Origin of the sequence: Polaromonas sp. (genome assembly GCF_031411155.1) — a bacterium.
Classification (GTDB): domain Bacteria; phylum Pseudomonadota; class Gammaproteobacteria; order Burkholderiales; family Burkholderiaceae_C; genus Polaromonas.
In genome coordinates this window covers 11,889-32,483 of record NZ_JANOAL010000304.1, presented here as the reverse complement: position 1 = coordinate 32,483, position 20,595 = coordinate 11,889, and the positions used below count along the sequence as shown (strand labels likewise).

At 65.6% G+C, this 20,595-nt stretch carries 21 protein-coding genes, 1 pseudogene and 1 riboswitch; of the genes and pseudogenes, 3 read left to right on the top strand and 19 right to left on the bottom strand.

The window, feature by feature from the left end; translation table 11 throughout:
• From RMO23_RS18115 to RMO23_RS18080, 8 genes are all read right to left on the bottom strand, one after another.
• A partial coding sequence (locus RMO23_RS18115; protein WP_309684241.1) for an SCO family protein occupies window positions 1-297 on the bottom strand: 297 nt, incomplete at its 3' end.
• Between the two features lie 47 nt (window positions 298-344).
• Window positions 345-2,135 (bottom strand): multicopper oxidase domain-containing protein, encoded by a 1,791-nt coding sequence (locus RMO23_RS18110; protein ID WP_309684240.1) that lies wholly within the window; start codon window positions 2,133-2,135, stop codon window positions 345-347.
• Window positions 2,136-2,179: 44 nt separating this feature from the next.
• Window positions 2,180-4,051, bottom strand: a complete 1,872-nt coding sequence (locus tag RMO23_RS18105) for a multicopper oxidase domain-containing protein (RefSeq protein WP_309684239.1) — start codon at window positions 4,049-4,051, stop codon at window positions 2,180-2,182.
• 58 nt (window positions 4,052-4,109) lie between these two features.
• Window positions 4,110-4,745, bottom strand: coding sequence for an SCO family protein (locus tag RMO23_RS18100; RefSeq protein ID WP_309684238.1), 636 nt, complete (start codon window positions 4,743-4,745; stop codon window positions 4,110-4,112).
• Window positions 4,746-5,038: 293 nt separating this feature from the next.
• Window positions 5,039-5,884, bottom strand: coding sequence for a transglutaminase family protein (locus RMO23_RS18095; protein ID WP_309684237.1), 846 nt, complete (start codon window positions 5,882-5,884; stop codon window positions 5,039-5,041).
• A 20-nt stretch (window positions 5,885-5,904) separates the two neighbouring features.
• Window positions 5,905-6,291, bottom strand: coding sequence for a hypothetical protein (locus tag RMO23_RS18090; RefSeq protein ID WP_309684236.1), 387 nt, complete (start codon window positions 6,289-6,291; stop codon window positions 5,905-5,907).
• A 3-nt stretch (window positions 6,292-6,294) separates the two neighbouring features.
• Window positions 6,295-6,480: a DUF1328 family protein gene (locus RMO23_RS18085; RefSeq protein WP_309684244.1), complete on the bottom strand. Its 186-nt coding sequence runs from the start codon at window positions 6,478-6,480 to the stop codon at window positions 6,295-6,297.
• A 236-nt stretch (window positions 6,481-6,716) separates the two neighbouring features.
• Window positions 6,717-8,021 (bottom strand): hypothetical protein, encoded by a 1,305-nt coding sequence (locus RMO23_RS18080; protein ID WP_309684235.1) that lies wholly within the window; start codon window positions 8,019-8,021, stop codon window positions 6,717-6,719.
• 110 nt (window positions 8,022-8,131) lie between these two features.
• On the opposite strand from RMO23_RS18080, the gene gstA reads away from it, so the two are divergent.
• Both gstA and RMO23_RS18070 read left to right on the top strand, forming a co-directional pair.
• Complete coding sequence (gene gstA, locus RMO23_RS18075; RefSeq protein WP_309684234.1) at window positions 8,132-8,740, top strand: glutathione transferase GstA; 609 nt, start codon at window positions 8,132-8,134, stop codon at window positions 8,738-8,740.
• A 116-nt stretch (window positions 8,741-8,856) separates the two neighbouring features.
• Entirely contained in the window at window positions 8,857-10,005 is a 1,149-nt protein-coding gene (locus RMO23_RS18070) for an alkene reductase (protein WP_309684233.1), read from the top strand.
• Between the two features lie 9 nt (window positions 10,006-10,014).
• On the opposite strand, the gene RMO23_RS18065 is transcribed toward RMO23_RS18070, so the two are convergent.
• The 8 genes and pseudogenes from RMO23_RS18065 to RMO23_RS18030 all read right to left on the bottom strand — a co-directional run bounded on the left by RMO23_RS18065 (window position 10,015) and on the right by RMO23_RS18030 (window position 17,608).
• Window positions 10,015-10,611, bottom strand: coding sequence for a hemerythrin domain-containing protein (locus RMO23_RS18065; RefSeq protein WP_309684232.1), 597 nt, complete (start codon window positions 10,609-10,611; stop codon window positions 10,015-10,017).
• 270 nt (window positions 10,612-10,881) lie between these two features.
• Window positions 10,882-11,463 (bottom strand): hemerythrin domain-containing protein, encoded by a 582-nt coding sequence (locus RMO23_RS18060; protein ID WP_309684231.1) that lies wholly within the window; start codon window positions 11,461-11,463, stop codon window positions 10,882-10,884.
• A 105-nt stretch (window positions 11,464-11,568) separates the two neighbouring features.
• A complete protein-coding gene (gene thiE, locus RMO23_RS18055; RefSeq protein WP_309684230.1) occupies window positions 11,569-12,201 on the bottom strand; it encodes a thiamine phosphate synthase in 633 nt (210 codons plus the stop codon).
• Window positions 12,202-12,205: 4 nt separating this feature from the next.
• Window positions 12,206-13,024, bottom strand: coding sequence for a thiazole synthase (locus RMO23_RS18050; protein ID WP_405041633.1), 819 nt, complete (start codon window positions 13,022-13,024; stop codon window positions 12,206-12,208).
• Window positions 13,025-13,151: 127 nt separating this feature from the next.
• The gene (gene thiS, locus RMO23_RS18045; RefSeq protein WP_309684229.1) at window positions 13,152-13,361 is read right to left on the bottom strand and encodes a sulfur carrier protein ThiS; all 210 of its coding nucleotides are present in this window, start codon (window positions 13,359-13,361) and stop codon (window positions 13,152-13,154) included.
• Between the two features lie 5 nt (window positions 13,362-13,366).
• Window positions 13,367-14,428, bottom strand: coding sequence for a glycine oxidase ThiO (thiO, locus tag RMO23_RS18040; RefSeq protein WP_309684228.1), 1,062 nt, complete (start codon window positions 14,426-14,428; stop codon window positions 13,367-13,369).
• Between the two features lie 147 nt (window positions 14,429-14,575).
• Window positions 14,576-16,301, bottom strand: a pseudogene (thiC, locus tag RMO23_RS18035) (phosphomethylpyrimidine synthase ThiC); the annotation flags it as partial.
• A gap of 151 nt (window positions 16,302-16,452) precedes the next feature.
• A riboswitch (TPP riboswitch) is annotated at window positions 16,453-16,567 on the bottom strand.
• A gap of 105 nt (window positions 16,568-16,672) precedes the next feature.
• Entirely contained in the window at window positions 16,673-17,608 is a 936-nt protein-coding gene (locus RMO23_RS18030; RefSeq protein ID WP_309684226.1) for a recombination-associated protein RdgC, read from the bottom strand.
• Window positions 17,609-17,974: 366 nt separating this feature from the next.
• Between RMO23_RS18030 and RMO23_RS18025 the strand changes: the two genes are divergently transcribed.
• Entirely contained in the window at window positions 17,975-18,553 is a 579-nt protein-coding gene (locus RMO23_RS18025) for a Spy/CpxP family protein refolding chaperone (protein ID WP_309684225.1), read from the top strand.
• A gap of 71 nt (window positions 18,554-18,624) precedes the next feature.
• Here the strand turns inward: RMO23_RS18025 and RMO23_RS18020 are convergent, their stop codons facing one another.
• The 3 genes from RMO23_RS18020 to RMO23_RS18010 form a co-directional block, all read right to left on the bottom strand.
• Window positions 18,625-19,056 carry a hypothetical protein gene (locus RMO23_RS18020; protein WP_309684224.1) on the bottom strand — a complete coding sequence of 144 codons (432 nt, stop codon included), beginning with the start codon at window positions 19,054-19,056 and terminating at the stop codon, window positions 18,625-18,627.
• A gap of 368 nt (window positions 19,057-19,424) precedes the next feature.
• Window positions 19,425-19,784: a hypothetical protein gene (locus RMO23_RS18015; RefSeq protein ID WP_309684223.1), complete on the bottom strand. Its 360-nt coding sequence runs from the start codon at window positions 19,782-19,784 to the stop codon at window positions 19,425-19,427.
• Window positions 19,785-20,093: 309 nt separating this feature from the next.
• Window positions 20,094-20,537, bottom strand: coding sequence for a hypothetical protein (locus RMO23_RS18010; protein WP_309684221.1), 444 nt, complete (start codon window positions 20,535-20,537; stop codon window positions 20,094-20,096).
• Window positions 20,538-20,595: the final 58 nt, after the last annotated feature.

Genomic DNA, 20,595 nt, shown 5'->3' with positions numbered 1-20,595 from the left:
GTCCCGCCCCAGCCGATTGCCCAGCATCTGCTGCACCTGCAGCAAGTTGGCGGTGTTGCCCGGGCAGATGCCGGTGCAGACGGTGTACATCATGTTGATGACGACGATCTTTCCGCGCAGCACATCGTCGTAAAACCTCAGCTTTTTGCCCTCGTGGCTCTGCAGCACCAGGTTGGGAAAATAATTGGCCTGGGGCCCGGCGCCGGCAAAAGCCGCGACCGGGCCGGTGCCGACCACCAGCAAAGGGGACAGGGCCACGCCGCCCATCAGTCCCAGCATGTTGCGTTTCGTGTTCATGGTGAATCCTTCCTGAAGTGGGTCCGAATCCTCGGTTGTATTGCGCCTTAAACGGGCTTGGGCGGCGGAAGAATGTCCCAGCGGATCATCATGTCGTGGTCTTCATGGACCGTGTTGTGGCAGTGCATCATGTACTTGCCGCTAAAGTCCCTGAACTGCAGCAACACGCGCACTTTTTCACCGGGACCCAGCGCGTAGGTGTCCTTGCGACCCTGCTCGTGCGGCGGCGGCGGTTTGCCGTTGCGCGACAGGATGCGCCCTTCCTCGAAATGGATATGGATCGGATGCCACCAGTTGCCGTTGACCTCCAGCTCCCAGATCTCGGCATCGCCCTGGTTGATCTCCACCGTCGGCACTTCGGGGTCAAACAGCTTGCCGTTCACGGTCCAGGCGCCATTCACGCGGTCGAATCTGAAATTTCGGGTTCGCTTGACCTTTTTCAGCACGGCGCTGATGTCGGGCAGCTCACGCAGCCTGGGCGGAACCCGGCTGTTGTCTGGCCAGTCCGGCAGGCCGCCCACGATGAATTTCAAAACCGGCGTTCCCGGGGTCAGCAGCGTGCCGGTCGGCCCGCGGCCATTGAGCTGCTCCAGCCGGTTCACGATGAACAGCTCGTCGCCCTGGTTGTAGCTGGAAAAGTCGATCACGATGTCGCCGCGCTCGGAGGGGCCGAGCCGGACCTTGCTCATCGTCAGCGGTGCCGGCAGCAGGTTGCCGTCGTTGGCGATGTAGGCAAAGTCCTGGGCCACGCCCTTGTGCACCAGGTAAAACTCGTAAAAGCGCGACACCGAGGCATCAAGCAGGCGAAAGCGGTATTTGCGCCGTTTCACGTTGAAGTAGGGCTGGACCTTGCCATTGACGGCGAACTTGTCGCCCAGAAAACCGTCGTTGTCGAAGGTGTTGAACCACAGGCGGCCGCTGGCATCAAACTGCAGATCCTGAAACATCAGCGGGATGTCATACACACCAACGCCGCTGGGCAGACGCAGCGCCTGGGGGTCGGCATCGTTTTCGTTGCCGGAATCAAGCTTGTCGAACAGCAGGTAAAACCCCGCCAAGCCCTTGTACACATTGGGCGCGGTGGAGCCGACCCGGTGATCGTGGTACCACAGCGTGCCCAGGGCTTCGCAGGCGTCGCCCACGGGAGGCACCTGACCGGTAAAGCCAGCATACACATTGGGGTAGTGGTGATCCTTGAACTGGCCCGGCCGACTCAGCCCGGCCGTTGAATCGGGATGATTGAGCGTGTAGCACTTCTTGCTGCTGAAGTAGTCGGTGGTGAAGCCATCGCAGCCGGAAGACGCATGCAGATTGTGCAAATGGATGGAGATTTCGGGAGAACCAAAGCCCTGGGAGTTCTCCGGCAGTTCGTTGTAAAAGCGCACGATCACCGGCTTGCCATAGGTGGCCTGTATCGTCGGGCCATGCAGCTTGCCATTAAAGCCCCATACCTTCTGGTCCCTCGGTCCCTGGTCGTGAAACTGGTGTTCCGACTCTTGCGCGTGGAGTTCATAGTGCGCCGTCGACGCAGGAAACAGCTCAAAGTGTTGGTGGTCGTGGCGCCCCGCCTCGATCAGGTTGGCGCTGGTATGCAGATGGCGTTCGGCCGGTGGAACCAGCGCCGGGCTTGACGCCACGGGTTTCGCCACCGGCAAGGCATCCATGAACGGCGGCCAGGCTGGCGAGCGCGGCGCCTTGGTGCCGCCACCGTCCTTGGCCTGCACCGGTGTCGCCCCCTGCTGGGTCGCCAGCAGGCCCAGCGCCGTGCTGGCCGCGCCTAGCTGCAGCGACTGCCTGCGGTTGAGTTTCAGAAGGCTGGTCGGGTCGGATTTTGGCATGACACTTCTCCTCGTTTGTTTTTGGATACCTGGCGCCGCAACGCTCAAACCACGTCAAAGCGGGCCATCATCTGGTGATCCTCGTGTTCGAGGTTGTGGCAATGAAAGACGAACGGCCCCTTGTAGTTTTCGAACTTGACGAAGACCTCCACCTCGCTGTTCGGTCCCAGCACGAGCGTGTCTTTCTTGGCCAGGCCGTCGCGCTCCAGGCTCTGGCCAAGGTCGGGGCCGGTGCCGTCAAACGGCGGCTTGCCGTTGCGCTTGATCACGCGCGCAAACTCGTGGTGAATGTGCACCGGGTGCCACCAGCCGCCCGATTTGTTGATCAGGCGCCAGATCTCGCCGACCCCGAGTTTCGGGCTGGCGATCACGCGGTCGAGGTCGCCGGCCAGTTGCCCATTGATGGCCCACTGGCCATTGGTTCGCTCGAAGCGGAAGGTGCGGACCGGGGCCTTGCCGAGTTCCTCGGCGCTCACCTTGACAAAAGGCCGCAGCTCCAGACCAGTGCCTCGGTCTATCCCCACGCGGCTCGGGTCGTACACCTCCTCCTCCAGCCTGAATTTGAGGATCTGGGTGCCGCGCGCCGCCAGCTCGGGCCGCTCGAACGTGCCATTCGGGCCCCGGCCGTCGTCCTGCAGCAGACGGTTTTCAATGAACAGCTCGGAGAATTCCGGGTATTTGAAGTCGCGAAAATCAATCACCACCTCGATGCGCTCGGCCATCCCCAGCAGGATGCCGTTGCGGCGCACCACCGGCCGCGACAGCAGCCCGCCCTCGGTGGCGATCTGCGTCATCGGGTAAGTGCGGCCGTTTTTGTCGGCCAGAAACAGCTGGTAGAAGCGCGAGTTCGAGCCGTTCAGAAAGCGAAAGCGGTACTTGCGGCGCTTGACCGGCAGGTAGGGCTGCACCATGCCGTTGACCAGGTATTTCTCGCCCATGAAGCCGTCGGTGTTGAACACGTCATAAATCAGCTCGCCGTTCAGGCCGAAGCTTTTTTCCTGCAGCACCAGCGGAATGTCATAAGGGCCGCTCGGCAGCTGCAGCGCATACGGCGCCTCGGCGGCATTGGTCTCGTCGTCGGTGTCGCGCAGGTGCACGCGCAGCGCCTGCGCGTTGGGGTCCGCCGGGTCGGGAGTTGGGGTGTCATGCACCAGGAAAAGCCCGGCCAGGCCGCGGTACACGTTTTGCGAGGTGAAGTCGATGATGTGATCGTGGTACCACATGGTCGCGGCGCGCTCGGTGTGCGCGCCGTGATTGCCATCGGAGAAAAAGCCCGGGTCCACCAGCGGGTAGGCGTAGTCGAAGTGTTCGCCGTGCTTGAAGGTCAGCTTGTCCACGCTGCCATCAGGCCGCGTCAGGTCGGTCGGGTAGCCGTCAAAGCGCGACGGCTGGTGGCCGCCGTGCTGGTGCACCGAGGTGCGCGGTTCGCCAAAACCGCGGTGCTCCTGCAGCGTCGGCAGGTTGTTGACGTGGCGCACGATGGTGCCGATAAAGGCGTTGTGGTTGGACAGCGGGCGCCTGTAGGTCGGCCCGAGCGCGTAGCTGTAGGGGGTGTTGGCCAGTGACGGATGGCCGTCGCGGTAGCCCCAGATTTCGGTCTTGGGCAGCTGCGAATGGAAGCTGACCTTGCGCACCTCGGACACGATGCGGTAGAAGGTGGCCTTGCCGCTGCGCTGGCTGGGGTCAACGTGCGTCAGCGCCTCGGGATCGATATCGTTCCACGGCAGCTGGTTGGGCGCCCAGTCGATGGCCAGCGGCGACGGCGGCAGCGGCAGCGGATCGAGAAAGGGCGTGAGCACCGGTCGCAGCGTGCTGCCGCTACCGCTGCCGGTGGCCGCGCGCAGCGCCGGCCAGGACAGCAGTGTGCCCGCTGATCCCCACAGGCCCAGATTGACAAGGTTGCGCCGGTTCATCATGTTCCTTCTCCTCGGCCGTTTTCTGATGCTCGGTTGCGCCGTCCCTGGGCGCAAAATCTCAGGTCCAGCGCGTGATGCTGTCAAAAATCCGCTGCGGGTCGGCCAGCGCCGAGACCCGGCTCCAGCGCCCGCGCGCCTGGTTGCCATACACCAGCATGCCGGTGTGCTGCGAGCGGTCCCTGTCCCGGGCCGGGTCACGTTCATAGACGCCCAGCGCGCGCCGAATCAGCTCGATGTCCTTGAGCCGGCCGGTCAGAAACTGCCATCCCGGCTGGGCGTCAAAATGCGCAGCGTAGGCCTTCAAAATAGCCGGGGTGTCGCGCAGCGGGTCGAGGCTGATCGAGGCCAGGCGCACCTCGCGTCCCAGCCGCTCGCCCAGCAAGGCCTGCACCCGGGCCAGGTTGGCCGTCGTCATCGGGCAGATGTCGGCGCACTGGGCATACATGAAGTTAATCACCACGGTGTGGTCGCCGCGCACCAGGTCGTCGTAAAAGCGCACCGGCTGGCGATTCTGGTTCAGCAGCAGGGCGTTGGGGAAATCGCCGCGGTCCGGCGGCTGGGCCGTCGGTGCGCCAACAGCCGGGCCCGGCAGCACCCAGGGCGCCAGCAGCATGGCGGCGGCGAAGCGTCTTCGCGCCGGCAAGGCCGGCAACCGGCGCGCAGGCGAGCGCCCGAATGAACTGTCTGGTGACATGACGCGGCTCCTCACGGATTCTTGGGGAAATCAAGCCGGCCGCCGGAACTGGCGGCGACGCAGACCCGGAACGGTCAAGGCCAGTGTGTTGCCAGATGTGTCCGTCAGCAATCCCCTAGACTGGGTAGGCGGACTGCCGCGCAGGCATGGCCAAAGCGCCGCTGGCCCAATGAGCGGGGCGCGACAGACCAAGATGTTTGGTTGTGTTACAGGCGAAACCAGGCCGAAAATTAAGCCGCGCTTAAGATTGACCGAAATGGTCAACCCGGCGCCGGCCAGCGCCCGCGCGGCGGCTAGCCGGTCACCAGCGAAGCCGCCGCCGGCTGCGCGTGAACGGGGGTGGCGGACGGCAGGTCGCCCTGCTCCACCATCAGCTCCTTGCGCAGCATCTGCACGTCGCCAAACATCGTGGCAAAGGCCACATCCTTGGCGTCGCGCCCGGTGCCGACCCGCACCAGCCGGTCGTTGGGCGCCATGCGGGTGGCGTCAAACAGCACCCAGCGCCCGTCCAGCCAGGCCTCGAACACCGCATGGAAATCCTGCGGCGGTTCTTCAAAATACACATAGCCCACCACCAGCCGCGCCGGAATGTTGAGCGCCCGGCACAAGGTGATGCCCAGGTGGGCAAAATCGCGGCAAACCCCGGCGCGCTGCACAAACACGTCCTGCGCGGTGGTGGTTGAGTTGCTGAAACCGGGCAGGTAGGCGATCGAGTCGTGAATCCAGTTCTCGATGGCGCGAACCCGGCCCAGGCCTGGCGGCAGGTGGCCAAACAGCTGCCGCGCGGCCCGGCTCAGGGTGTCGGATTCGCAGTAGCGGCTGGGCAGCAGGTAGTGCAGCACGTCGTCGGGCACGGCGGTCACCGGGGTTTCGTCCAGGTGCAACGGCACCGGTGCCGGGTGCAGATGCACCTGGGCGTGGTAATTCACCGACAGCACGCCGCGCGGCGCATCGAGCCGGAAAAAGCGGTTCCCGCTGCGCTCGTCGAAGTAAGTGCGCACCTTCATGCTGGGCGTGATGGTCAGGCGCTCCTGCACCACCTCATGCCCTTCATGAAAAGCCGCTTCCAGGTTGAAAAGAATATGCGTGGGGCTGCGTACCTCGTATTCGAGCAAGGCGTCTATTTGGGCTGTGTGCATAAAATTTTGAAAATACCGCGCTAGAGGCGGGTTCGGTGGCGGGGATGGGGGCGCGCTGGCGCGGCGGCGCTGCTGGCCTGGCCGTCCTGCGCGGCGCCAAACCAGTTTTTGCAAGTCACAAAGACGATGCGCGAAGCCCGCTCCAGCACATCGGCGCAGGGTACGGCACGAAGCCGCGCATGCAGGCGGTTGACCAGTAAAAATTCGGCCATGCCGGCCTGAAACCCGAGCTGGCGTTTGGCCACCGGCTCGGGCAGACCGGCGGGCGGCGGCGCCGGCGCGGCGCCATCACGGCTTGCCCACGGCGGAAACAGCCGCTGGCGCCAGCGCGACGCCAGCGAGGCGGGCTGCGCCGGCAACGGCTGAACGCTGCGGTCCGCGGGCAAGGGGTGGGCTCTGGCGGACATCGTCTACTTCAGGATTTTTTTGACAGCACCGACGCCCAGCGCCGCCAGCACAACAAAAATAAGCGCCAGGATCAGGAACAGGCCGAACAGGATCTTGGCAATGCCGGCAGCGCCTGCCGCCACGCCACCGTAGCCGAGCGCGCCGGCCACGAGGGCAATCAGCGCAAAAATAATCGCGTACTTGAGCATCGTCGTCTCCCATGCCACGGCTTTTGACGACAAGCCATTGCTCCGGATCGAGCGATGGCCGCACGCCACAAAAGCCGACAAAGTGACCTCTTGAGGGTAACGGCGGCGGGCTTTCCCACCCATCAGCAGCGTCCGCAAGCCCCTGTAGGACAAGGCCTCGCCGGATCTCAATATGCTATTGTTTTAATAGCACACTATGCGCCTATTATCTGGGCCAGAGCATTATTTTGACCAAATTACCGGCCCGCCAGGCCGCGTACGGCCTGGCCCGGCAAGGCCGCGCGCGCCGGCGTGAGCCGGGGGTCGTCCAGCGTGCCGCCCAGCTCCAGTTCCAGCGGCTCGGCCACCGGCGTGCCTGCCAGCTGGCCCAAGGCGGCCAGCGTCACCCGCAGCTGGCCGCTCAGCGCCCGCGCCGGCGACACGGCCACCTCGCCGGTGGCGCTCAAATCACCGGCGCTGGCCACCAGCTGGCTCAGCTGCAGCTGGCGGCCCTGGGTGCTGAGCTGGCCGCTCAGGCGGTCCAGCGCGGTCTGCCCGCCCCGACCCTGGCCTGCGGTTTGCACCGCCTGGCTCAAATCCAGGCCGTGCAGCACGGCCTTGCCCAGCGTCAGGGTGCTGCGGGTTTGCAGCGCCGCCATCAGTGCGCCGGTGCTGGCGGCCCGGGCGTGCAGGGTGGTGGTGGCTTGCAGCCGGCCGCTCAGCAGTTTGTCGGGGGCGGTCAGGGCCGAGACCTCGACCCCCTCGGTTTTCAGCTCGCCCTGCAGCACCAGCTCGGCGCCGCCGGGGCCGCTGCGGCTGGACACGGCCGAAATCGCCAGTGCCGAACGCTGCACATCGAGCAAACCCTGCACCGTGCCGCCGCCCACCGCCAGCCGCAGCGCCCACTGGTCGGCGCCGGCCGCGCTGCGCGCCTTGTCCTGCCGGGTCAGCGTCGCCCGCAGGCCCTGCAGATTTCCCTTGAGCAGTTGCAGTGAGGCCTGGTCGGGCAGGCCGTCGTCCGCCAGGGCGATGTCGCCCTGCAGCACGGTGCGCGCGCCCGCGTTGCTGACCCAGGTTGCCTGGTCCAGCACGGTGCGCCGCGGCCAGCCCTCCAGGCCCAGCGCCTCGGGCTCCGGGTTGACCCGGCTTTGCGGCTGCGGCCCGGACTTGACGGGCACAGCCTGCTTCTTTTTTTGTAGCGCCAGCAACACCGCGTCAATGCCCTGCTGCGGCAGCACGGCGCGCCGGATCAGCAGCGTGGCCAGCACCAGCCGCCCCTGCAGCAGCGGCTGCCACTGCGGCCGCAACTCGACCCGGCCCAAGGTCAGCGCCGGCTGGCTCCGCACCACCATGCCGCTCAGCGCCACCGCCGGCAGCGGCCACAGGTCCACCGCCACATGGTCCAGCGTCACCGGCATGGCCAGCACGGCGGCGGCCTCGCGCTCCACCCGCTGGCGGAACGCCTCGCTGCCGACCCAGCGCTGCAAGGTCAAAAACACCGCCGCCAGCAGCAGCACCAGGCCAAGCGCCAGCAGCACCAGCCATTTAAAAAGCTTTGCCATCCGGCCATTGTGCGGCCCACGCGCCCGCAAGGCCCCGGCGCTGCAGAAAGCCCGGCTTGCCGCTAGCATTTGGCTCTGCTTGTCCCTTTTCTACTACCCACGGATTTGTCATGAAACTGTATTACTCGCCCGGCGCCTGTTCCCTGTCCCCGCACATCGTGCTGCACGAAGCCGGCCTGCCCTTCGAGGCGATTGCCGCGCCGACGAAAACCCACCAGCTGCCCGACGGCAGCGACTACTACCGCATCAACCCGCTGGGCTATGTGCCGCTGCTGGAGCTTGACGACGGCACCCGCCTGACCGAAGGCCCGGCCATCGTGCAATACCTCGCCGACCAGGTGCCCGGCAAAAACCTGGCCCCGGCCAATGGCACCGTGGCGCGTGCCCAGCTGCAATCCTGGCTCAACTTCATCGCCACCGAGCTGCACCAGAGCTTTGGCCCGCTGTTCAACCCCGCCACGCCGGCCGACTACAGGTCTTTGCCAATCAGCAAAATCATGTCGCGCCTGAAATGGGTCGACAGCCAGCTGGCCGGCAAGTCCTACCTGATGGGCGAGGCCTTCAGCGTGGCCGACGCCTACTTCTTCACCATCAGCGGCTGGGCGCCGCATGTCGGGCTGGACCTGTCGGGCTTTGCCAACATCACCGGCTATCGCGCCCGCGTGGCGGCCCGCCCCGCGGTGCAGGCCGCGATGAAGGCCGAAGGCCTGCTGAAGTAAGCCACCGGCGGGTGCCGGCAGCGCGTCGCCCTAGCACGAATCCAGCAGCCCCGTGCGGGCGCAGCCTTTGCGCGAGGCCCACACTGGGGACTTGTTTCATTTCTGAACGGCTCTTCATGTCTGCTTCGCTGCACCGCCAAAAATCTTCCGCCGCCCCTTGCGCGCCCAGCCTGTTCGACCCGGTGCAGGCCGGCGAACTCGCGCTGGCCAACCGCGTCGTGCTGGCGCCGCTGACGCGCAACCGCGCGCCCGACGCGATCCCGACCGCGCTGATGGCCGAGTACTACGCCCAGCGCGCCAGCGCCGGCCTGCTGATCACCGAAGCCACCGCCATCAGCCAGCAGGGCCAGGGCTATGCCGATGTGCCCGGCCTGTACGGCACCGAGCAGCTCGACGGCTGGAAAAAAGTGACCCAGGCCGTGCACGGCGCGGGCGGCAAGATCGTGGTGCAGCTGTGGCATGTGGGCCGGGTCTCGCACACCGACCTGCAGCCGGACGGCGGCCCGCCGGTCGCGCCCTCGGCCCTCACCGCCAACACCAAGACCGTGCTGATCAAAGACGGCGTCCCTTTGTTTGTGCCGACCTCGGCGCCGCGCGCCCTGCACGCCGACGAGCTGCCCGGCATCGTGCACAGCTACCAGACGGCGGCGCGCAACGCGGTCGGGACCGCCGGTTTTGACGGCGTCGAGATCCACGGCGCCAACGGCTACCTGCTCGACCAGTTCCTTAAAAGCGGCTCCAACCAGCGCGGCGACGACTACGGCGGCAGCATCGAAAACCGCGCCCGCCTGCTGCTGGAGGTGACGCGCGCCATCACCGGCGCCGTGGGCGGCGGCCGCACCGGCATTCGGCTGTCGCCGGTCACGCCGGCCAACGATGCGTTTGACGCCGATCCGCAGCCGCTGTTTGACTACGTGGTGCGCCAGCTCGCCACGCTGAACCTGGCCTACCTCCACATCATCGAGGGCGCCACCGGCGGCCCGCGCGAACTGGCCGAGCGCCCGTTCGACTACGCCGCGCTCAAAGCCGCCTACCGCCAGGCCGGCGGCCAGGGCGCCTGGATGGTCAACAACGGGCTGGACAAGACGCTGGCCGAGCAGGCGCTGGCCGACGGCGCCGACCTGGTGGCCTTTGGCCGGCCCTACATCGCCAACCCCGATCTGGTCGAGCGCCTCAAGCGCGGCGGCCCATTCAACGAAGGCAACCGGGCCACCTATTACGGCGGCGGCGCCGAGGGCTATACCGACTACCCGGCGCTGGCCTGATTTCCGTTTTCAGGCACTGCCCGAAGAAACCCCCGGCCCCACCGGTGCGGGGGGTTTCATCAAGATGCGCTGAAGCAGGCGGTCATACATCGGGTCAGTCGGACCCCTGCCCGTGAGCGGATCACTATTGGTCGCAAAAGCCGCATCCAGCGCCTGCCAGTCCGGCTCCAGCAACACGTTCTGCGCCTCGGGAATGATCACCTGCTCCTCCAGCCGCAGGTGCTCCAGAAAAAAGTCCACATAGTGACGGGCCGCCTCCACAAACGTGGTCCGATGCGTTTCGCCCAGCAGTTCCCAGGCCAGCAGCAGGTGCAGCAGCTCACGCACCGCCGCCTCGCCATACGCATGGTCATGTTCCATGCGCGCAATCACCTCCTTGAGGTGAGGCACCCGTCGGGCCACCGACGGAAACAGCAGTTCGGATTCCTTGTTGTGATGCTGGCGCCCTGGAAACTCGTCGATGTAGAACAGCATGGCGCGCAGCACATCAAAGAAATTTTGGGGCGCGTCGCCTGGCCCCTGTTCAACCATCTGGCGCAAGGATTGCAGCGTTGCCGTCAGCGCGGCATGTTCGGCGAGAATAATGCGAATGCTCTCGTGGTCCATGACAGGCCTCCCTGTGGGTTTCCGGGGTCGATGCCAGTGTGACATACAGCGCTCGACAAGCCCTTGATTCGACTCAAATGATCGGGCAATCCGTCAACACGTGCAAGTGGCGGTGGCTTGCCGCATCATCGGTCTTGTCGAGGCCCCCAATGCCAGGGCAGCAGCGCGCCGCTCGGTACGCCCGACCAGGCCACCGTGTGCGCGGCGGCGTTCAAGGGCCAAGCCGACGACTATCCAGCGCGGTCTTGAAGCCCCCCATGCGCAGGCGGCTCAGGCCCCCAGCCCGATCGGGGCCGGCGTTTTCATCACGATGCGGGTAAACAGGCGGTCATACACCGGGTCGCGCGGGTGCTGGCCGGTCAGCAGGTCGCGGTTGCTGCCAAAGGCCGCGTCCAGTTCCAGCCAGTCGGCCTGATTCAGGCTCTTTTCGGCGGCCGGCAAAATCACCGCTTCTTCCAGCCGCATGTGTTCCAGGTAAAAGGCCACATAGCCGCGCGCCGCCACTTCAAAATCCGGTTTGCGCGATTCGCCCAGCACCTCCCAGGCGATCAGCTGGTGCTGCAGCTCGCGCACCCTGTGCTCCCCATTCAGATGGTCGAGCTCTAGCCGTTGAATCGTTTTGACCGTCTCCGGCGCCGCGCGCAAGACCCTGGGAAACAGCAGGTCGGACTCTTTCGGATGGTGCTGGCGCTCCGGGAACTCGTCGATGTAAAACAGCATGGCGCGCAGCACATCAAAAAACGTCTCGGGCGCGTCGCCCGGCCCGCGGTCCAGCATCATCAGCAGCGAGCGCAGCATCGCCGCCAGCCCCGCATGCTCGTCGCGAATGATGTGCAAAGTGGCATGAACCATGTTCGCTCTCCTGGTGAAACCCGGTGAATCCCGATGGGTCGAGCTTGCCACCGCGCCAGGGGCAGCGCCTTGATCCATGTCAACGCCGGCCTTCAAAAAAGCCGCTCAGCCGACCCGCGCAAGTCCCTGCCGGGCCGCCTGCTGCGGGTCTGGCGCCAGCGTGACGGCGCTGACCACCGCCACGCCCTGCACACCACAGGCCATGACGCCGGCCATGCGCTCCAGCGAAATGCCGCCAATCGCCACCACCGGATACGGCGCCGCCAGCGGCGCCCACAGCTTCAGGCGTTCCAGCCCGACCGGCGCGTAGGGCATCACCTTGAGCGTGGTCGGGTAGATCGGGCCTATGGCCAGGTAGCTGGGCTGCACCGCATGCGCGCGCGCCAGCTCGGCCGGCGTGTGGGTGGACAGGCCCAGCCGCAGGCCGGCGCGGCGCAGGGCCCCGATGTCGGCAATGTCCAGATCTTCCTGGCCCAGGTGCACGCCGTAGGCGCCCGCATCGAGCGCGAGCTGCCAGTGGTCGTTGATGAAGACCTGCGCATCGGGCACGGCGCGACCGGCCTCAACCGCTGCGTGTACTTCGCGCTCAATCTGGGCCGCGGTGTGGTCGGCCGCCTTGATGCGCAGCTGTATCGTGCGCACGCCCCAGCCGAGCAGGCGCTGCACCCATGCGGCGTCGGGCACGACGGGGTAAAAGCCGATGGGGCCGGTCAACGGCGAAAAAGCAGTTGGGTTCATGGCATTAAGGGGCGTGCCAAAAAGGCACGCCGACGGTGGGGGTCGAAGCCTGCGCGGCGGCGCGCTCGGGCATGGGGGTGGACTCATAGGCGGCGCGGCCAGCCGCCACGCCGTCGGCAAAGGCGCGCGCCATGCGCACCGGGTCACCGGCCTGCGCCACGGCGGTGTTCAGCAGCACGGCGTCAAAGCCCAGCTCCATCACCTGCGCGGCGTGCGACGGCCGGCCCAGCCCGGCGTCCACCACCAGCACGGCATCGGGCAGGCGGCGCCGCATCGTTTCCAGCGCGTAGGGGTTGAGCGGCCCGCGGCCGGTGCCAATCGGCGCGGCCCAGGGCATCACCGCCGCGCAACCGGCGTCTCGCAGCTTTTGCGCGATCACCAGGTCGTCGGTGGTGTAGGCAAACACCGCAAAGCCATCGCGCGCCAGCACCGTCGCCGCCTGCAGCGTGGCGTGGGTGTCGGGCTGCAGCGTGTAGTCGTCGCCAATCACTTCAAGCTTGATCCAGGCCGTGCCGAAAATCTCGCGCGCCATCTGCGCCAGCGTGATGGCTTCTTCCGCGCTGTGGCAGCCCGCCGTGTTGGGCAGGATGCGGCAGCCCAAGGCTTGCACGCGCTGCCAGAAGCTGTTGCCGCCGCCGCTCTCGGGCTGCAGCCGGCGCAGGCCCACGGTCAGCACCTCGGTGCCACTGGCGCGCACCGCATCACCCAGCACCTGTGGCGAGGGGTAATGCGAGGTGCCCAGAAAAAAGCGGCTGGCCAGCGTGGTGCCGGCGACGGTCCAGGGCTGGCCGTGCGCGATAGAAGGCATTGCAGGTGTTGTCATGTCAAGAGATTCGACGGAGCAGTGCAAGCAGATGCCGCGGAGCTGGCTCCGCCAGTCCGCAGGCATCGCCCCCTGCAAGGGGGGAAGGTGCTACACGTAGTGAGCATCCGACGGGGGTGTTCCATAGCTAGCCTCCGGTAATCGGCGTCACCACATCAATGCGGTCGCCATGCTGCAGCGGGCGTTCGGGCCATTGCGGGCGCGGCACAAAGGTGTTGTTGATGGCGCAGGCCATCGCGCCCTGCAACGCGTAGCCGCGTGCCAGCAGCAGCGCCTGCAGGGTGGACGCGTCGGTTTCAAGGCGCTCACCATTGAGGGAAATTTCGAGAGAGTTCATCACGGTCATGATTGCGTTCCCAACAGTGTATGGGTCAGTTCATCCACCAGCGCCGGCGCGCACAGATAACCATGGCGGTACAGGCCGTTGATATGCCAGACGCCGTCACGCAGCGCCACCATGGGCCGGTGGTCGTCCAGTGCCGGGCGCAGGGCGGCGGCCAGGCGCAGCACGCGCGCCTCGCCAAAGGCCGGGTGCAGGCTGTGCAGCGCACTGCCCAGTTCCAGCGTGGAACGCAGGGTCACCGGGCCGCAGTCTTCCGATTCGAGCTCGGTCGCGCCGACCACAAACAGATTGCCAGGCCGCGGCGCCACATACAGCTGGTAGCGCGGGTGCATCAGCCGCACCGGCCGCCGCAGGCTCACGCCGGCGCATTCCACCGTCAGCACCTCGCCGCGCACGCCGCGCAGCTGCGGCAGTTGCGCCTTGCTGCCGACGCCGCGCGCATCGACCGCCACATCAACGGTGTACGTCTTGCCGGCGCACACCATGCGGCCCTCGTCGACCCGCTCCACCGCCTGCCCCTCATGCCAGCGCCCGCCCAGCCGGTCAATCTCGGCGACCAGCGCGGCCATCCACTGGTCATTGGCCAGCTGGCCCTCGCCCGCCAGAAACAGCCCGCCGCCAAAGCGCCCGGCCAGTGCCGGCTCATGTTGCGCCAGCGTCGCGGCATTGAGCTGCTGAACCTGCGCCCGGCAGGCCGCGGGCAGCTTGTGCTGCAGCAGGCGCGTGAAATGCTCCAGCGAAGCCTGGTCAGGCGCGTGCGCCACCACCAGCGTGCCCTCTTGCCGAAAATACACCGGCTCGCCGCCTGATTCGGCCAGCTCATGGATCCACTGCGGCCAGAGCTGCATGGAGTGCTGGCCCAACGCAAACACCGCCGCATCCGACACGGCCAGCTCCGCCAGCGGCGACAGCATGGCCGCTGCGGTCATCGACGCGGTGGCCAGGTCATCGCGCTGACGCGCATCAAACAGGCTGACGCGGCAACCGGCGCGCAGCAGCCGCCAGGCCAGCGTGCGGCCGGCCAGACCCGCGCCGGCAATGCCGATGTGCAAAGCTGCCATCTCCGCTTCCTCAGGAATAAATCTCGTTGCCGCCCTGGCGGAACTCTTCGGCCTTTTCCTCAAAGCCCGTTGCAATCTCCACCGTGATCTGCTTGATCGGAATCACCCCCGGGGGGGTCGCCAGCGTCGTCGTGGCCGGATTGAGCCGCGCAAACTCGCGCACCTCCTGCGAGATCTTCATCGAGCAGAATTTCGGCCCGCACATCGAACAGAAATGCGCCACCTTGGCGTTCTCTTTCGGCAGCGTTTCATCGTGGTAGGCCATTGCCGTGTCGGGGTCGATCGCCAGGCGGAACTGGTCTTCCCAGCGGAACTCGAAGCGCGCCTTGCTGACCGCGTTGTCCCACATCTGCGCGCCGGGGTAGCCCTTGGCCAAATCACCCGCATGCGCGGCAATCTTGTAGGCAATCAGACCCTGCTTCACGTCGTCGCGGTTCGGCAGGCCGAGGTGCTCCTTCGGCGTCACGTAGCACAGCATGGCCGTGCCGTACCAGCCAATGTTGGCCGCGCCCATGGCCGACGAGATATGGTCGTAGCCCGGCGAGATGTCGGTGATCAGCGGGCCCAGCGTGTAGAACGGCGCCTCGAAGCAGGCTTCGAGCTGCTTGTCGACGTTCTCCTTCACCAGTTGCAGCGGCACATGACCCGGGCCTTCAATCATCACCTGCACGTCATGCTTCCAGGCAATTTGCGTGAGTTCGCCCAGCGTGTGCAGCTCGGCAAACTGCGCTTCGTCGTTGGCGTCGGCAATCGAGCCCGGGCGCAGACCATCACCGAGCGAGAAGCAAATGTCGTAGGCCTTCATGATCTCGCAGATGTCTTCAAAGTGCTCGTACAAAAAGCTTTCCTTGTGGTGCGACAGACACCACTTGGCCATGATGGAGCCGCCGCGCGAGACGATGCCGGTCAGGCGGTTCGCCGTCAGCGGCACATAGGCCAGGCGCACGCCGGCATGAATGGTGAAGTAGTCCACGCCCTGCTCGGCCTGCTCGATCAGCGTGTCGCGGAAGATTTCCCAGGTCAGGTCTTCGGCCTTGCCGTTGACTTTTTCCAGCGCCTGGTAAATCGGCACCGTGCCGATCGGCACCGGCGAGTTGCGCAAAATCCACTCGCGCGTTTCATGGATGTTGTCGCCGGTCGAGAGGTCCATCACGGTGTCGGCGCCCCAGCGAATCGACCAGACCAGCTTGTCCACTTCCTCTTCAATGCTCGACGTGACGGCCGAGTTGCCGATGTTGGCATTGACCTTGATCAGGAAATTGCGGCCGATGATCATCGGCTCGCTTTCGGGGTGGTTGATGTTGTTCGGAATCACGGCGCGGCCGCGCGCGACTTCGTCACGCACGAATTCGGCGCTGATCTGCTCGGGAATCGCCGCATTGAAGGAATGGCCCTTTTTCGGCATGCGCTCGGTCGCCAGCCGCTCGGCCAGCTGGGCGCGCACCAGGTTTTCACGCACCGCGATGTATTCCATCTCGGGCGTGATGATGCCTTGGCGCGCATAGTGCATCTGCGACACATTGGCCCCTGGCTTGGCGCGGCGCGGCACCGGTGCATGCGCCATGCGCAGGGCGGCCAGCGCGGGATCGTTCAGGCGCTCGCGGCCATAGGCGCTGCTGATGCCGGGCAGCGCTTCCGTGTCCTGGCGCGCGTTGATCCAGGCGCCGCGCAGGGGGCTCAGGCCACGCGTGATGTCAATCGGGGCGGCCGGGTCGGTGTACACGCCCGAGGCGTCGTACAGGCGCAGCGGCGGATTCGCTTCACGGCGGGTCTCGTGGCCCTCGGCCACCAGCGTGTCGGTCAGCGTGACCTCGCGAAACGGCACCCGGATGTCGGGCCGCGAGCCCTCGAGGTAAATCTTGGCGGAGCCGGGAAAAGGCGTGCGCGTGATGCGGCTTGCGAGATCGGCGGTGTCAACGGTGAGAGAAGTTTTGGCCATGGGGTCTCCAGAGAAGGTGGGGGTGCCTGCCTGGGGAGCCGGAGCGTTTCGCCTGGGGCCGCTGGGTGCGGGGGACGGACTGCCGGAGCCAAAGTGCCTTGTTTCCTACGCGGGGATAATCCCGATCAGGTTCAGCGGGTCTCGCATTTTTGCGATCTCAGCCTCAGACGAAAACATCTTTGGCACCCCGACAAGCTGCCGCCATTGTAGGCACAGCGCCGCCGCGTGGCAAGCGGCGCGCCATTTACTATCAAATTAATAGCAGACCGCGCGCGTTGTGCCTGGGCTGGCGCCACTTTTTATCTTCAGGCGGCGAGCGGCAGCGGCTGCGACAACGGCTGCACGCCGAGCGTCATCTCGCCGCCCAGCGCTTCCAGCAGGTCCGGAATCAGCCGGCGGATTTCGCCGGTGGCAATCGCCGCATCGGCATCGAAGCGGTCGTCCTTGCTGGCCGACGCATCGTCCTGAAACACGCCATCGACAAAGGCCAGCTTCTTGATCTGCAAGGCCTCGGTCAGCACAAAGGACACGCGGCCCTCCCAGGTCATGGCCAGCCGCGTCGGCAGTTTGCCCATGGCGATATGCTGCTGCACCTCTTCAATGTCCAGCGCATGCCGCGAGTAGCGCACCACCGCCTTCGAGTCATCGCCGGCCTTCAGTTCGCACTCGCGATCGACGCTGAAGCCGGCCGGTGGCTCCTGGCTGCGCAGCCAGTCGGCCATGGCGGCCACCGGGGAGATCGTGGTCTGCACCAGCACGGCGCCCAGCCCCGGCATCGACTTGGCCAGGCAGGTCAGCACCTCGTCGGCCTTGGCCTGGCTGGCCGCATCAATCACCAGCAGCCGGGCGGCGGGGTCTATCCAGACCAGCACCGCGCCCTGCTTGGTAAACGCCATCGGCAAGAGCGTGATGCGCGCCTCTTCCTTGATCTCTTTCATCTCTTTTTTGCCCGGCTTGCGGCCGGTGACAGCCTCGATCTGCGCCGCCCGCTCCCTGGCCTTGCGGCTGAGCACCGAGCCCGGCACGGCCTTGCTTTCCAGCATCAGCTTGAGCAGCCACTGGCCGCCGACGGCCTCGACCAGCGCGCCATGCACATCACCGCGCGGGGCGGTCCAGCCGACCGACTTTTCCTGCGTCAGGCCGCACTCGACAAAGCGGTTTTCCTGCAGGCCTGCCTCCAGTTGCGCCAGGGAGACCGACCACTCCGGCCCGATGCGATACACCATCACGTTTTTAAACACTGAACACACCTTTTTTGCGGGTTGATTGGGAACGAGGGGAAGCACCGAAAACTGCTCCGGAACCCTTCGTGCTATGTTTTTTATAGCTGCATGCACACGTACTACCTGGGCTACAGCCTGATTTGACTGTCAAAACGGGCTTGACGCGCTGCACCCACTGTAACAAAGCCGGATGGCGGCAACCCGCCGCGCGCAACGCCGCCTTCACCCAACTTTACAAACCCTCACCGCCGCGCAATGGCGCCTATACACGGGGCCGCCACACTTGCTTTCAACCTGATGCCCGCCCTTGTAGGCACCCCGCATGCAACGCACGCACCAGGCTGGTTTCGCCCGATCCCTTTTTCTTACCCAAGGAAGTTCTTTATGAAATTCACCCTCAAATCCTTTGCGCCCCTGAACAGCCTGGTGCTGGCCGGCCTGCTGGCCGCTGCTGGCGCCAGCGTCATGGCCCAGCCCGCGCCGGTCGCTCCCGCGGCCGGCCCGGCGGCGTCGGCCAACGCGGCAGCGCCACGCGGCGAGCGCATGGGCCGCCACGACCCGGCCAAAATGCAGGCCTGGATGGCCAAGCGCCAGGCCGACATGAAAGCCACACTCAAAATCACCCCGGCGCAGGAAGGCGCCTGGGCGGCCTACAGCGCGGCCATGCAGCCGCCCGCCGGCATGGGCCGCGGGATGATGGGCATGGGCGCGCGGCCCACGCCCGAGCAGCGCGCCGAGTTTGACAAGCTGAACACGCCGCAGCGCATCGACAAGATGCGCGCCCTGCGCACCCAGCGCATGGCCGAGATGAGCGCCATGATGGACAAGCGCGGTGAGGCCACCAAGACGCTTTATGCGGCCTTGAGCCCGGAGCAGCAGAAAACCTTTGATGCCGAGCAACTCAAGCGCGGTGCCCACGGTGGCCGTGATGGCCATCACGGCGGCCATCACCAGCGCGGTTAAACGCCAGTCGCGTCAAGCTGCAACCCCAAAAAAAGCCCGCCCATCACCGCGCGGGCTTTTTTCTGGACGGCTCACTTCACAACTGTCTTGTCCACCGGCGGATCCTGTTTTGCACCCGCGTTGGGAATCGCATTGCTGGCGCCACCGGCCTTCGCGACCTCGGCCCTGCGTTGGGCCCGGGCGGCGGCTCTTTCTGCCTTGGTGGTTTTCACGCCCGTGGGCTTGTCCACTGGCGGATCCTGATTGGAACCCGCGTTGGGAATCGCATTGCTGGCACCGGCCCCTCCGGCGACCTCGGCTTTGCGCTTGGCGCGCGCGGCAGCTCTTTCTTCCTTGGTGGTTTTCACCACTGCAGGCTTGTCCACCGGTGGGTCCTGCTTGGAACCCGCATTGGGAATGGCGTTGCTGGCGCCGCCGGTTTGCGCCACGGAAGGGCCGCCGAACAGCATGGCAACAGCCAGTACGCCAGCGACAGGGGCGAAACGGGCGAGGTAGTTTTGCATGACTTCTCCTTGGGTGAAGCCTCGAAGTGGAGGCCGGTTGATAGAGACTAGAGACGAGACCGGTTGATGGCGCCCTGCCTTGCCGCAGAACAGGCACCGCAGCGCACCAACCGGTTCATCATGTTCTTCAGCACCCCCACTACTTGTAGGATATTGACCTGTCGTGGTTCTTTTCGGTATCACGCGTTACGGTTTGTTAAAAAACGAGACCTCTGGCGGTGTCGCCGGCAGGGCATCACCGCCACGAGGGGGCCGATAGAATCAAAAACCACGCCGCAAAAAAAAAGCCCGCACTGTTAGCTGCGGGCCTTTTGGTTTGAAGCGAGCCTGGCCTGGCGCTGGGCGCACGGCCAGCCCGCTCCTTGCTGCTACTTGGTGGCTTTCACCATCGGCTTGTCCACGGGCGGGTCTTGCTTGGCGCCGGCATTGGGAATCGCGTTGCTGGCGCCGCCCGACGCCACGACCTCGGATTTGCGCCTGGCGCGCGCCGCCATCCGCTCTTCCTTGCTGATTTTCACGGCCGCCGGCTTGTCCACCTGCGGATCCTGTTTAGAACCCGCGTTGGGGATGTCATTGCTCGCGTGGGCGTCCGCCTTGACCGCGGCGCGCGTCGTCGCGCTGGCCTTGCTGGCAGCGTCCGGCTGCGCAAAGGAAGGGCCGCCACCAAACAGCAGGGTGGCCGCCAGCGCTACAGCGGTGGGAATGAAACGAGTGCATGAGGTACGCATAACATCTCCTTGGTTAGAAACCTCGACTTGAGGCGGGCTTGAACTGCCCTGACGGGGGCAGACTTCGGCTAGCGTAATCCCGCAAGCCAGCCAAATACCCGGGTCCAACGCCACCGACTCAGTAAGACATTTGCCTGCTGGGTTTCTTTTCTGTATCCCGTGTTACGTTTTGTTCGGGCAACGCCGGGCGATGCAGCGGCTCTGGCGCACCCCACAAAAAAAAGCCCGCGCTGTCATGCACGGGCTTTGGCGTCGAAACGGCCGGGGGCTTACCGCCCCGTCAAGCATTTTCAGAAGCGGGATCCGCTGTCAGTTCTTCGAGGTCGGCGTGGCCGATGTGTCCACACCGCTGGCGGCGCTACCCGTCGGGTTGGCGGCAGGATTTTTCGGGTTGCTGGCCGAGCCTTCCGCCTTGAGTTTGGCCTTGCGCAGCTCCTGGCCGGCACGGCGCTCGGCCTTGTTGGGCCGGTGTCCGGTCATCTTTTGTTCCACTTGCGGGTCCTGCTTGGAGCCCGCATTCGGAATGGCGTTGCTGGCGTTGGCTTCGGCCTTGACTTCGGCCCGTGTGTTCATGCTGGCGCCGGTCGCCGGCATGGTCGCCTGCGGCATGGCCACTTGCGGATCCTGCTTGGAGCCCGCACCGGGAATCGCATTGCTGGCGCCGCCGGTCTGGGCAAACGAAGGGGCGCCCAGCATCATGGCGGCGGTCAGCACGGCAGCGGCAGGGGCAAAACGGGTGAAAGAAGTACGCATAATTTTTCCTTGGGTGAAACCTCACGCTGGAGGCAAGTTGATAGAACCCTGTCAATTG